Genomic DNA, 12,319 nt, shown 5'->3' on the forward strand with positions numbered 1-12,319 from the left:
TTGGTAGAAGTTTAACGGTTAAGTAAATTTTAAGTTATTGTATTTGTTAACGACATCTATGCTCAATTAACCCACTTTTGCCATAGCAGAAGCGGTGTCTAGTAAACGATTAGCAAAACCCCATTCGTTATCACACCAAATAAGTAATTTTACTAAGCGCTTGTGACTAACCCGCGTTTGATTGCCATCAACAATGCTTGAGTGTGGGTCATGATTAAAGTCGATGGAAACTAACGGTTCGGTGGTATAACCTAAAATACCCGCCAAACCATTGTGTTGAGCGTCAACAATGGCTTGATTAATTTGTGCAATAGTAGCGTCGCTTGATAAGTTTAAGCTTAAATCCATAGCGGTTACATTGATAGTGGGTACTCGCACGGCTATCGCTTCAAAGCGGCCAGCAAACTTGGGTAATATTCGTTCAATACCTGCGGCCAATTTAGTATCTACCGGTATTATCGATTGGCTGGCGGCACGAGCACGGCGTAAGTCAGGATGATAAGCGTCAATCACTTGTTGATCATGCATCGAAGAATGAATGGTCGTGATAGCACCACTTTCAACACCAAAGGCTTGATCTAAAACCTGAATAACAGGCACCACACAATTGGTGGTGCAAGAGCCGTTTGATACCACTTTTTCAGCCGCAGTGAGTTGTTGATGGTTAATACCATAAATAATGGTCGCGTCTAAATCTTGTGAGCCAGGATGTGAAAACAAGACCTTTTTTGCGCCTTGCTGAATATGTAACTGGCCATCTGCTTGGCTACCAAACTTACCGGTACAATCAATGACAATATCGACATTGTGCTCTTGCCAAGGCATATTGCTTAACTCGGATTCATGGCTTAACGATATTTCGTCACCAGCAATAAATAATTTGCCAGCACTTTGTTGCACCGCAAATGAAAAACGACCATGAGTTGAGTCATATTTTAATAGGTGAGCTATGCCTTCAGGCTCGGCAAGTTCATTAATAGCGACTAAGTTAAATTCGTTGGTGCTGCCGTTTTCATATAGTGCACGAACAACATTTCTGCCGATTCGGCCAAAGCCATTGATAGCGATATTAATTGACATGTTTTTGGCTCTTATTGATCACGAATTTAGTAAAGGAGATAGCCAGTTAAGTATGTGTTAACTGGCTATAAATGCCATTTTTGTAGCAAAGGAGATTAGTTTAGGCTGTTTACTGTGTTAACTACGTTTTCAACGGTAAAACCAAAATATTCAAGTAAGACATTACCCGGTGCTGACTCACCAAAAGTGGTCATGCCAACAACTTTGCCACTCAAGCCTACGTATTTATACCAAAAATCAGTATGTGCGGCTTCAATCGCCACACGTTTGGTTACTGCTGGTGGCAATACCGATGCTTTATAGTCATTATCTTGGGCATCAAAAATATTGGTTGATGGCATAGAAACAACGCGGACATTATCACCTAAGCTTTCAGCTGCTTTTAACGCTAATGACACTTCAGAGCCGGTAGCAATTAAAATAACTTCTGGTGTGCCAACACTATCTTTTAAGATGTAGCCACCTTTAGCAATATCAGCTACTTGCGCACTGGTACGTGTTAATGCAGGTAAACCTTGGCGAGAAAAAATTAATGATGTTGGTGCATTCTGGCGAACAACAGCGTTTTTCCATGCCACAGCTGACTCAGTGGCATCGGCTGGACGCCAAGTCACCATGTTAGGCGTGGTACGTAGGTTAGTTAACTGCTCAATAGGCTGATGCGTTGGACCATCTTCACCTTGACCAATTGAATCATGGGTGTAGACGAAAATATTTTGAATACCCATAAGTGCAGACATGCGTACCGCGTTACGAGCGTATTCCATAAACATCATGAAAGTGGCACCGTAGTTGATAAAACCACCATGCAATGAAACACCGTTCATGATACCGCTCATACCAAATTCACGCACACCGTAGTAAATGTAGTTACCGGCCGCATCATCTTGAATGCCTTTTGAACCAGACCAAAGCGTTAAGTTTGAGCCGGCTAAATCGGCTGAGCCGCCCAATAACTCAGGTAACATAGCACCAAAGACTTCAATGGTGTTTTGTGATGCTTTACGTGAAGCGACATTTTCAGCTTTTTCCTGACAGGCTAAAATGTAGGCATTGGCTTTTTCTTCAAACTCGGCAGGTAAATCACCTTTAATCACACGACGTTCATATTCTGCAGCTAAGGCTGGGTGAGCAGCTTGGTAAGCGGCAAATTTATCATTCCAGTTGGCTTGTTCTGTGGCGCCATTTTCTTTTTGATCCCACTCGGCATAAATATCAGCGGGTATTTCAAATGGCGCATGAGGCCAGTTAAGAAATTCGCGCGTTGCCGTAATTTCGTCGTCGCCTAATGGTGCGCCGTGACAATCGTGCGTACCAGATTTATTGGGTGAACCAAAGCCAATCACGGTTTTACAACAAATCATAGTAGGTTTATCGGTGACAGCTTTTGCTGCGGCAATGGCAGCAGTGATAGCCGCGCTATCATGACCATCAACATCGCTGATCACATGCCAACCGTAAGCTTCAAATCGTGCTGGGGTATTGTCAGTGAACCAACCTTCAACATGACCATCAATTGAAATACCGTTATCATCCCAAAAGGCCACTAATTTGCCTAAACCTAAGGTACCGGCTAATGAACAAACTTCATGCGAAATACCTTCCATTAAACAACCATCACCTAAAAATACATAAGTGTTGTGATCGACAATGTTATGACCGTCACGGTTAAACTGTGCCGCCAAGGTTTTTTCAGCTATTGCCATACCTACAGCATTAGACAGACCAGCGCCCAACGGACCCGTGGTAGTTTCTACGCCTGGCGTGTAGCCGTATTCAGGATGACCCGGTGTTTTAGAGTGTAATTGGCGGAAATTTTTTAATTCACTCATCGGCAAGTCATAACCGGTAAGGTGCAATAGTGAATAAATCAACATGGAACCGTGGCCGTTAGACAAAATAAAGCGGTCACGATCAACCCATTGTGGATCAGACGGGTTATGTTTTAGAAAGTCACGCCATAAAACTTCAGCGATATCTGCCATGCCCATTGGGGCTCCAGGGTGTCCTGATTTAGCTTTTTGCACGGCATCCATGCTTAAAACTCGAATTGCATTGGCTAGTTGTTGACGCGACGGCATATTTGCTCCAATTATTATAAGATTTGATGGGATATAAATTGCGCTTATTTTCGCCTAGACTACCCCTTAACTGCAAATGTTATTAGCATTTTTCTATGATTATTTTTAACTTAGCTATATTTATATACTTTAAGGCTTACTTAGCCGTGTTAACTGTCGTGAATAGATCTGGTGATTAAATCGACAATAAAAGCTGAATGGGCCGAGTAAGCGCTTGAAATTAAAATTAAGATCCTTTAGTGTTGATGGCTTGTATGTAAAACAAAAATAAAAACTTAATAAAAACATGCAAGCTGACATAGGATTAAATAATGAACAGCTCGTCGTCACGTGGAATTAAGCTGACTACGGTAATATTAGCAGTATTAGTATTAGCCATATCAGCATTGTTGAGCACTGGCTCAGCAGCAGACGACAAGGACGTTGTAATAGAACAAACAGATAGTGAACTAGTGATTTAGCTCATTTAATAATCAAAGCCTCGCAATTGCGGGGTTTTTTTATGTACGCTAAGTCAATTGTATCAGGGGGTAAGACGTAATAGCCTAGGGTGCAGGACGTTATTTATCTCTTATTTTACAATGTTTTGCACTGAAAGTAAGTCAACAAGTAAGAGTGGGGGGATTGACACGACTTACACAATTTACATTATCTTGTGTTGACAGCCTCTAGTCGCAGATCGCTTTAAAATAATGCCAATAGATTAATTTTTTGCTATTTACTAGCGTCTTAGTCAAACATCAGGCTAGATAAAATAACTCACCATAAAATTTCAGTACTGATAGTTATAGTACCGATAGTTATAAAGTGCTTGCCTGCAAATTTTGTATCAATAATTACTGGCGTCCCCACCAGGACTCGAACCTGGAGCAGCAGCTTAGGAGGCCGCAGTTTTATCCAGTTAAACTATGAGGACATGATGCAAATAATTATAGTGCTAGCCTATGCTACAGCTATTTTATAAATTAGTATTCAAAAAAATACACTTTACACCGGATAACTATTTAATTAATGGTCATAATTTGTAACCTTGATTAAACTTTCTAATACCTTACCGCTAAGTCGTTAATTTGGATGTTGTCTAATATGTGCTGCTCAGTGGTGGTTGCCCGGGCACTGTCTTGACTCACAGAAGTTACCATAACTTTATAAGGGCTAATGTTAAAAGCTGAATAAGTGCGTTTATCATCACTGGTAAAATTATTGAAATGTAGCAAAGAAAATTCATCACCTATTTTAACCCCGTGTCTTTTTCCTAAGTTAAAAGTCAGTGAGTTACCTTGTACTTGCACAATTCTGCCCTGGGTTGGCTGACACATCATGTTCTCATCAATATCACTGACCATGTTGTCTAAGGTCAGACTAATGCTTTGGCCATAGTCACTTTGCCAAAAGTTATGGCTAGTAACGTCAACTTGTTTGCGCTTATCGAATTGCCAAGGGGCAGAGCTTTGATAGTGTTTAGCCAAAACTCTTTCACCTGTGGTACCGTCGTGAATATAAAGGGCAAGATTAAATTGGCGTTGATAGACGTTTTTTTGCCAAAACTGCCAGTTATTATTTTCGTCATTGGCGAGAGAAAGATCTTGGATCTCTGAAAACAGAACATACTGGCTATCTGTCATGTTGGCTAATGACATGGTTAAGTTTTTTAAACTTTGGCTTTGCAAGCTTTGGTTATAACGTGAAAATTCTGTTTTAGTTTGCAAGGCGAGTTTAGTCTCCAAATAAATACCTTGCTGCTGTATTTTATTAGCGAGTTGTTGGATTAAGGTGCTATCAATAGCGTAGATGTTACCAATATTAGCTTGTTCACGGTGTAGTATATTACTGCGGGTTAACAGCATGGATTTTTTATAATCAGCCGCGAAGCACTTTTTTTCTTGTGGAAAAATATCAGCCCGAATGGTGACAGTGACCAAGTCGTCGCTATAGTGTTCACTGACCAACTCTAATGAATTCACACTGCCACTGGCACGAATGCTAATTTCGTCTTGGGTGAGTAAACCATTAACCACTTGTTGAACACTTGACACTGAAGCACCGGCAACCAGTAAGGCTTTTTTCAACGCGTTGTGCATGGCTTGTGTTTTTGCTGTTTTGTTATCAGCATTTACTATGCTCGCCACACCTTGCGATACATACCATTGTCCGACACTAGCGCTACTATATATAGCACAGCAAAGGCAAAATAAACTTAAGCGCATAAAGGTCTCTTTTAATAGGGAATCAATCTCTGTTTTTAAATATGCAGGTTTTGTGCCTATTTCAAAGAAAAGTTCAACTCAAGATAAGTAAAGCGGCCCAATAAGCTAGTTTCATCGGTATTAGGTTTCTGATAGAGATGCAGCCGTAGGGTTTTACCAGGCATTAAAAATCCTATATGGTTTGGCAAAAGCTGGCGCTTGGATAAAAAGGGGTCTTGAAAGTGATAAAGCATCAGTGCTGAAAAAAAGGTGACAATAGGCAGAACAATAAGGCATAAAACTATGCCCGCTAATCTGCGAGTATAGTTTAATCTACCCTGCTTTAGGCCAAGTTGAGGTGAAATAAAAATATTGGCGCGGATCATGCTTTAATATTTTTATTAATTATTTTCATTAATTTTATGACATTAGCATTAATTGAGGAGAGCTCAATGAAAAATTGGCTTATAGCAATAATAATACCGACAGTGATGTCGTGTTCTGTGACAACCAAGGACGATTTTTATCGATCTTCTTATGCCGATAAACAAGAAATTGACAGCTTTAAGTTACCTCGTCATGCGATAAATGACGTGGTGAAAGGCCTTGCGTATCAAATGCTGGAAAGCAGCACCTTTGTTACGCCTAAAACGCCAATCGCTGTTGCATCATTTGTCGATTTAAAAAATTTAGAATCAACTAACTCGTTAGGCAATCAACTGTCAGAAAGTTTTATCCATGAAATGCAACGACATGGCTTGGTTGTTATTGATTTTAAAACCACCGGACATATTCGTGTAACGGCCGATGGTGATTATGTTTTCAGTCGCGATTGGAAAGAATTGCCCGAACGTCAGATAATTGACTATGTTGTTACAGGCACTATGATGCAACAAGATGAAGGGGTGTTAGTCAACGCACGAATGATTGGCATGCAATCTCGAGTTGTGGTGGCAACGGCGCAGTCTTTTATTCCCGCTTGGGTTGTTGGCGATGATTTTAATCGCCATGAAAATGTTAAAATGAAAGATGGCATGATCTTGCGTGACAGTACAACACTCGCTGACGATGCACGTGCCATTGCGATACAAAAGTAATATTATCAAACAAATGTCTAAGGTCAATATGAATACTTTACGTTATGGTATCGGGATTTTTTTAAGTGCTTTAGTGTTAAGCGCCTGTTCTTCGGTGTTTGATAAACAGGTGGAATGGCAAAACGTGAAACCTGAAAAATTTCCTGTCTTAACCGCCATAGGGCAAGCACCAATTAGTTTGCAGAATTCTCAAAACAAAACCCAGCGTATGCTAATGGCAATAAAAGCTTCAAAAATTGCTGCTTATGCGGAGTTAGCTGAACAAGTTTATGGTCAAAATATTAATGGTAGCACCACCATGTCTAATTTAGTGCTTGATAATCAACAATTACAGACATCAGTACGAGGCATTATTCGTGGCGCAAAAGTCGTTAAAAGCTATCCGGTGGGTGACAGTTATACCACTGAGTTGAGTTTAGATTTTAAAGATGTTTATGAAATTTATATCGCGACATCTAACCGCAAAGAAATAAAGCATATCTCATATTACTAGCATTATTACTAGCATTATTACTAGCGTCATTGAATTGCGCTGTATTTTAGTACCATTAAAAAAACCAGCTATTGCTGGTTTTTTTGTAGATAACCTAACACATATAAAGCTAAGCTTTTATACCTAAGCTACTGAGTCCGCCTGAGGTTTTTCCTTTACTATTATAGGTCATGGATGACTTGTTATGATTCTCTAGTAATGAGGTCTTCATGCGTTCTACAGATAATTGTGATTGCTGAATGATCAGGCCATTAATTTGATTCTGTTTTTTACAGCGCACTAAAATGGCTTCGATATCTGATAGTAGGCTGGTGAACTTGCCCGCTAGTTTTTCTTGTTTGAATTCAAAACTTTGACCAATGGCATTGTCAATTCTCTGAATCGCCAAAAGCAGGTCGTTTTTGTCTGCGGTAAGCTGAATAAGTGCATCAGGGTTTTGCTGTTGCAGTACATCTTTCTCAGTGTCTAATAACGTCTCTAATTGCGTTAATTGCGATAATTGTTGAGAAACCAATTGTTGCGGTGTTAGTTTTTCAGACACTTAATGTACTCCATTTTAGTAACACGTTAGCCAAGTTTAAATTCAAAATTGGCGATACTTGCTGCTAGCTTTTCTGGATTTATTTTATAATCGCCAGAGGCAATAGCACTCTTTAATTCAGCAATTTTTTTCTCATTGACTACAGGAGAATCAGCGGCTTGTTTCTGCAGCTCATTCATTTGTTTTGCTTGCGGGGTAATAGATACCGAATCACGCGTTGCCAATTTAGCTTGTTGCGAGGCATTGCTACTTTCGCTAACTTGCTGTTTGGTCTGAACTTGCTGTTCAAGTTTTTGTTTTACTTGATTGGTGTTATTCAAGTTGTTGATATTAATAGCCATTATTGTATCCTACTTACAACAGTTATTGGTTTCTAACCTTTTATCGGCAAAACAGCAGAAAACTTAAGCAATTATTATAAATTAATTATCACTTGGTTAATAGCGTTAACTTGCCCCTGAACCACACGACCAGACTTCCTATTTCGCACCGATATAATTTCGCCTAAACTGCCGTCATTTAAGGCAATGCCAAAAGACTTAATTTCAAAATGTGCCGACTTAGCAATAATATTCACCGGCTCGCCTTTACAGACAAAACAGGTATTTTGATTAGTAATAGCACTACCTTGAGACAAGTTTCTTTTTGTGCGAGCACCCACCACTACTTTAGGGTCGGTAAGCACTGTGCCTCGTATTTGCCCGTTATCTTTAAATATAATTTCGATATTAGCGTTACTAAGCAAAGTACCTTTGCTTATTCGCATTTGCGTGACCAATACAGGTACAATGGTGTGAATTTTTACTGGGATATACAACTGCCAAGATTCTTCGTCAGGACAAACAATTTTAACATTTACGTTTCTACCAATATGCTTTTCAGGTATATTTGCCGTCAGTGGTAATAAACAAGGCTGTAATGTAATTCGGGGGTCTATTTCAGAAACTTCAATCTTCAGTTTTCCTCGTGCTGGCAAACTGACATTGTCTTCAACATAGGATTTGATGAAGTTATAGAGATAATCACGATCGAATGTCATGGCTGAACTAGCGTTAATACTGGCCAAATAAATAAGGGTGATTGCTATTACTATCTTTAATTTGTTCATAAGTTATATCTGACTGCTAGGAAAATAAAAATACACGTCCAAACTTAATTAAGTTTAATTCAGTACAATTTAGCACGAATAACGTCAAAGTATTTACGTTGTTGCAATGCTAGTGCTTAATGCTAGTGCTTTAAACGTTAAAACAATCAAGAATCGTGCCTTTGTTATACTTTCATTGGCACACCAAAGAGGTTTTTATGGCAAGTATATTAGACACAGTTAATCAACGTACCCAATTAGTTGGCCAGAACCGACTGGAGTTGTTGTTATTTAAACTCATTGGTAAACAGCGTTTTGGTATCAACGTATTTAAAGTGCGTGAAGTTATGCCATGTCCTAGGTTGACCGTAATACCTAAGCAAAACAAATTTGTTAAAGGTGTTGCTCATATTCGTGGTCAAACTATTTCGGTTATTGACTTAAGTAAAGCCACGGGTGGTCCGGCCATTGTGCAAACAGAAAGCAGTTTTGTGATTATTTCTGAGTACAACCGAACTGTGCAGGGTTTTCTTGTTGCCGGTGTAGAGCGCATTGTAACCTTGAGCTGGAAAGACATTATGCCGCCGCCAGAAGGTGCGGGAAAGTTAAGCTACCTTACGGCGGTTACCAAAATTGACGACGAACTGGTATCGATTCTTGATGTTGAAAAAATTCTCAATGAAATCAATCCTATTTCAACAGAGTTAAGCGAAGGTGTTGCTGATGCAAGCGTTGGAGAGGCTATTGGCGAACGAGTGATTATGATTGCTGATGACTCGACCGTGGCACGAAATCAAGTTAAACGTGCTCTTGAACCTTTGGGGTTAACTATGCTGTTAGCAAAAAATGGTCAAGAAGCGCTCGATCAATTACAGGAAATTGCTCAAGGGTGTCAAAACAGCATCACTGAAAAAGTCGCTTTGTTGATTTCTGATATTGAAATGCCCGTGATGGATGGTTATACCCTAACAGCAGAAATTAAGCAGAATGATCGGATGAAAAATATGCCGGTTATTTTGCATACTTCGCTAAGTGGTGTTTTTAACAATGCCATGGTAGAGAAAGTAGGGGCTGAAGATTTTATTCCTAAATTTCATCCCGACGAGTTAGCGACTGCGGTTAAAAAGTGGTTAAAGCATGATGAGATTGCTTAATCTTTGTTTGCAGTATTTAAATAAGGTGGACCACAGCTAGTGTTAACTAAACAACTTGATGATAAAAGTTATCATCAATTTAGAATGTTTCTAGAGCAGCAATGCGGCATTGTTTTAGGTGAAAGCAAACAGTACCTGGTGAAAAGTCGCCTGGTACCTCTGATGGCAAAATTTGATGTCGCGTCTTTGGCTGAACTCGTCGCGCAAACACTTAATCCCGTTAAACGACAATTACGCGCTGCCGTTATTGATGCCATGACCACCAATGAAACCTTATGGTTTCGAGATGGCTATCCCTTTGAACTATTGAAAAAAGATCTACTGCCAGGCTTTAAAAACCAGCGAGCGCCATTAAAAATTTGGTCAGCGGCAAGCTCATCAGGACAAGAGCCCTATTCAATAGCCATGGCGATTTATGAATTTCAACAGAGTAACCCAGGCGCATTTCCTGGCGGTGTTCAAATTATTGGCACTGATATATCTACTACCATGTTAGATCATTGCAAACATGCTCATTATGACAGTTTAGCCTTATCACGAGGCTTATCTTTGGATCGGCAACGACAGTTCTTTGAAAACAGTGGTAATGGCATGTTAAAGGTGAAAGACGTGATTAAAAAAATGGTCAGTTTTCGCCAACTTAACTTGTTAAATAGTTATAGTTTACTGGGCCAGTTTGATTTGGTTTTTTGTCGTAACGTATTGATTTACTTCGCTCCTGAACTAAAATCAAAAATAATTTCTCAAATATATGGTACGTTGAAAAAAGACTGCTTTTTATTTTTGGGTGCCTCAGAATCGCTGTCAGGTATTAGCCAAAATTTTAACATGATCCGCTGTAATCCTGGTATTGTTTACCAAAAAAAATAACCTCTTCGTATAACCTTGGCATAAATATTGAATAAATACCTTCATTCTTCTGGAGGTATTTTTTTATGGCTATTAGTTTTGATAAAGCATTCGGTATTCACCCGCAAGGTCTACAAGTGCGTGCTCAACGCGCTGAACTTATTGCCAGTAATATTGCCAATGCCGATACACCAGGCTACAAAGCCAAAGGAATGGACTTCAAAGCCGCATTAGCACAAGCCGCCTCAAAACAACAAACCGGTATGACCCGTACCAACGAGAAACATTTTGACGTGCGTATGGAACTTAACAACGGTGTCGGTTTTCGTATACCTGATCAAGCCGATACAGGTGACGGTAACAGCGTAGACGTACAAGTGGAACGAAACTTGTATCTAGAAAACTCTATGGAATATCAAGCAAGCCTACAATTTCTTACTAGTAAGATTAAAGGCTTAAAACAAGCAATTACTGGAGGGCAATAATAATGAGCCTATTTAATGTATTTTCTATTTCCGGTTCAGGCATGAGCGCACAATCTGTCCGCTTAAATACCACCGCGAGTAATATTGCTAACGCTGATAGTGTTAGCAGTAGTGTCGGTGAAACCTATCGTGCCCGCCATCCAGTTTTTGCCGCCGAGATGCAAAAAGCTGCCGGAGGACAAAATGAGTCGGTAGGTGTGGAAGTACTTGGCATTGTTGAAAGCAATAAACCACTTAATGTTGAATATGCTCCAGATCATCCAATGGCTGACGGCGAAGGCTATATTTACAAGCCGAACGTTAACGTTATTGAAGAAATGACCAACATGATTTCTGCTTCTCGTTCATATCAAACCAATGTGCAATTAGCGGAGTCAGCAAAAAACATGCTGAATAAAACGCTAACACTTGGTCAACGCTAAGGTTAAATAGGACTTATCATGGAAACAGTATCTGGCTCTAGCCTATTAGATAATATTCGTTGGCAACAAGAGAATTCAACTCCTGAGGCCGATGACACGCGCGGTATGTTAACGCAGGAAGATTTTTTCGCCTTGCTTACCCAAGAACTTTCAAATCAAGACCCGACTAAGCCGGTTGAAAATAATGAGATGATATCTCAGATGACCGCATTCTCAACCACTGATGGCGTGACAAAGTTAAACGATCAATTTTCCAGTTTTGCTGCTTCAATGTCGTCTAGCCAAGCCCTGCAGGCATCGTCGCTGGTTGGTCGTAGTGTTTTAGTTGAAGACAACGTCTTTGGTAAAGAAGAAGGTCAAGCGGTAAAAGGCAAGTTAGTGACCGACCAAGCGGCAAGTAATGTCAATATTTACGTAGAAAATGTTGCCGGTGAAGTTATTCAAACCGTACCTGTGGGGGATGTATCCGCAGGTGAGTTTACCTTTACTTGGGACGGGAAAAACACGAATGGCGAACCGGCACCAGAAGGGGCTTATCGTTTTCGTGTTGCCGGCCTAGTGGATGGTAATGCATCAGAATTACAAGCGATGACTTACCGTAAAGTAGACAGTGTCACTTTGGCCGGCAACGGCGGAAGTATTTTATTAAATCTTAACGGTGGTAGCACCATGAAACTTTCTGATGTAGTCGAAGTTTCTCAAGGTTAACTATACCAATATCACTAATTATCTGATCATTTTTACTGGTTAAAATAACCCACTACTGCGTTATTTATTTAATAATTAGAACAACTAGTTATTAAAATAAATGCCTTATATTTGGCCATTTTTCCTGCGTATAAAG

Annotated in this window: 14 protein-coding genes and 1 tRNA gene; 8 read left to right on the forward strand and 7 right to left on the reverse strand. The window is 39.9% G+C overall.

The window, feature by feature from the left end; all coding sequences use genetic code 11:
• Positions 1–66 precede the first annotated feature (66 nt).
• Both epd and tkt read right to left on the reverse strand, forming a co-directional pair.
• Positions 67–1,080 carry an erythrose-4-phosphate dehydrogenase gene (gene epd, locus H4J61_RS14195; RefSeq protein ID WP_182185600.1) on the reverse strand — a complete coding sequence of 338 codons (1,014 nt, stop codon included), beginning with the start codon at positions 1,078–1,080 and terminating at the stop codon, positions 67–69.
• Positions 1,081–1,175: 95 nt separating this feature from the next.
• Positions 1,176–3,161 (reverse strand): transketolase, encoded by a 1,986-nt coding sequence (gene tkt, locus H4J61_RS14200; RefSeq protein WP_182185602.1) that lies wholly within the window; start codon positions 3,159–3,161, stop codon positions 1,176–1,178.
• 311 nt (positions 3,162–3,472) lie between these two features.
• On the opposite strand from tkt, the gene H4J61_RS14205 reads away from it, so the two are divergent.
• Entirely contained in the window at positions 3,473–3,622 is a 150-nt protein-coding gene (locus H4J61_RS14205; RefSeq protein ID WP_182185604.1) for a hypothetical protein, read from the forward strand.
• A gap of 379 nt (positions 3,623–4,001) precedes the next feature.
• On the opposite strand, the gene H4J61_RS14210 is transcribed toward H4J61_RS14205, so the two are convergent.
• Positions 4,002–4,077 (reverse strand) — tRNA-Arg (locus H4J61_RS14210).
• Positions 4,078–4,204: 127 nt separating this feature from the next.
• Positions 4,205–5,368, reverse strand: a complete 1,164-nt coding sequence (locus H4J61_RS14215; RefSeq protein ID WP_182185607.1) for a flagella assembly protein FlgT — start codon at positions 5,366–5,368, stop codon at positions 4,205–4,207.
• A 431-nt stretch (positions 5,369–5,799) separates the two neighbouring features.
• Here H4J61_RS14215 and H4J61_RS14220 point away from each other — a divergent pair, with 431 nt between their 5' ends.
• Together H4J61_RS14220 and H4J61_RS14225 are read left to right on the forward strand one after the other, a co-directional pair.
• Positions 5,800–6,444, forward strand: a complete 645-nt coding sequence (locus tag H4J61_RS14220) for a FlgO family outer membrane protein (protein ID WP_182185609.1) — start codon at positions 5,800–5,802, stop codon at positions 6,442–6,444.
• A 28-nt stretch (positions 6,445–6,472) separates the two neighbouring features.
• Complete coding sequence (locus tag H4J61_RS14225; protein ID WP_259363345.1) at positions 6,473–6,937, forward strand: LPP20 family lipoprotein; 465 nt, start codon at positions 6,473–6,475, stop codon at positions 6,935–6,937.
• 109 nt (positions 6,938–7,046) lie between these two features.
• Here H4J61_RS14225 and H4J61_RS14230 read toward each other — a convergent pair whose 3' ends face one another.
• From H4J61_RS14230 to flgA, 3 genes are all read right to left on the reverse strand, one after another.
• Positions 7,047–7,478 carry a flagella synthesis protein FlgN gene (locus tag H4J61_RS14230; protein ID WP_182137061.1) on the reverse strand — a complete coding sequence of 144 codons (432 nt, stop codon included), beginning with the start codon at positions 7,476–7,478 and terminating at the stop codon, positions 7,047–7,049.
• Between the two features lie 26 nt (positions 7,479–7,504).
• A complete protein-coding gene (gene flgM, locus H4J61_RS14235) occupies positions 7,505–7,819 on the reverse strand; it encodes a flagellar biosynthesis anti-sigma factor FlgM (protein WP_182185614.1) in 315 nt (104 codons plus the stop codon).
• 74 nt (positions 7,820–7,893) lie between these two features.
• Positions 7,894–8,586, reverse strand: a complete 693-nt coding sequence (gene flgA, locus H4J61_RS14240) for a flagellar basal body P-ring formation chaperone FlgA (protein WP_182137063.1) — start codon at positions 8,584–8,586, stop codon at positions 7,894–7,896.
• A 197-nt stretch (positions 8,587–8,783) separates the two neighbouring features.
• On the opposite strand from flgA, the gene H4J61_RS14245 reads away from it, so the two are divergent.
• From H4J61_RS14245 to H4J61_RS14265, 5 genes are all read left to right on the forward strand, one after another.
• Entirely contained in the window at positions 8,784–9,719 is a 936-nt protein-coding gene (locus H4J61_RS14245; protein WP_182137064.1) for a chemotaxis protein, read from the forward strand.
• Positions 9,720–9,758: 39 nt separating this feature from the next.
• Positions 9,759–10,589, forward strand: a complete 831-nt coding sequence (locus H4J61_RS14250) for a protein-glutamate O-methyltransferase CheR (protein ID WP_310650068.1) — start codon at positions 9,759–9,761, stop codon at positions 10,587–10,589.
• Positions 10,590–10,654: 65 nt separating this feature from the next.
• Positions 10,655–11,053 (forward strand): flagellar basal body rod protein FlgB, encoded by a 399-nt coding sequence (flgB, locus tag H4J61_RS14255; RefSeq protein WP_182185617.1) that lies wholly within the window; start codon positions 10,655–10,657, stop codon positions 11,051–11,053.
• A gap of 2 nt (positions 11,054–11,055) precedes the next feature.
• Positions 11,056–11,475, forward strand: a complete 420-nt coding sequence (gene flgC / locus H4J61_RS14260; protein ID WP_182185619.1) for a flagellar basal body rod protein FlgC — start codon at positions 11,056–11,058, stop codon at positions 11,473–11,475.
• 18 nt (positions 11,476–11,493) lie between these two features.
• The gene (locus H4J61_RS14265) at positions 11,494–12,183 is read left to right on the forward strand and encodes a flagellar hook assembly protein FlgD (RefSeq protein ID WP_182185621.1); all 690 of its coding nucleotides are present in this window, start codon (positions 11,494–11,496) and stop codon (positions 12,181–12,183) included.
• The last annotated feature ends 136 nt before the right edge of the window (positions 12,184–12,319 follow it).

Source organism: Colwellia sp. MB3u-4 (assembly GCF_014077065.1).
Taxonomy (GTDB): Bacteria; Pseudomonadota; Gammaproteobacteria; order Enterobacterales; family Alteromonadaceae; genus Cognaticolwellia.

Excerpts from the sequence above, each read along its gene's own strand:
- epd (WP_182185600.1), bottom strand. The coding sequence starts at position 1,080 with ATGTCAATTAATATCGCTATCAATGGCTTTGGCCGAATCGGCAGAAAT.
- H4J61_RS14220 (WP_182185609.1), top strand. The coding sequence starts at position 5,800 with ATGAAAAATTGGCTTATAGCAATAATAATACCGACAGTGATGTCGTGT.
- H4J61_RS14245 (WP_182137064.1), top strand. The coding sequence starts at position 8,784 with ATGGCAAGTATATTAGACACAGTTAATCAACGTACCCAATTAGTTGGC.
- tkt (WP_182185602.1), bottom strand. The coding sequence starts at position 3,161 with ATGCCGTCGCGTCAACAACTAGCCAATGCAATTCGAGTTTTAAGCATG.
- H4J61_RS14215 (WP_182185607.1), bottom strand. The coding sequence starts at position 5,368 with ATGCGCTTAAGTTTATTTTGCCTTTGCTGTGCTATATATAGTAGCGCT.
- H4J61_RS14265 (WP_182185621.1), top strand. The coding sequence starts at position 11,494 with ATGGAAACAGTATCTGGCTCTAGCCTATTAGATAATATTCGTTGGCAA.
- flgB (WP_182185617.1), top strand. The coding sequence starts at position 10,655 with ATGGCTATTAGTTTTGATAAAGCATTCGGTATTCACCCGCAAGGTCTA.
- flgM (WP_182185614.1), bottom strand. The coding sequence starts at position 7,819 with ATGGCTATTAATATCAACAACTTGAATAACACCAATCAAGTAAAACAA.
- flgA (WP_182137063.1), bottom strand. The coding sequence starts at position 8,586 with ATGAACAAATTAAAGATAGTAATAGCAATCACCCTTATTTATTTGGCC.
- H4J61_RS14205 (WP_182185604.1), top strand. The coding sequence starts at position 3,473 with ATGAACAGCTCGTCGTCACGTGGAATTAAGCTGACTACGGTAATATTA.
- H4J61_RS14225 (WP_259363345.1), top strand. The coding sequence starts at position 6,473 with ATGAATACTTTACGTTATGGTATCGGGATTTTTTTAAGTGCTTTAGTG.
- flgC (WP_182185619.1), top strand. The coding sequence starts at position 11,056 with ATGAGCCTATTTAATGTATTTTCTATTTCCGGTTCAGGCATGAGCGCA.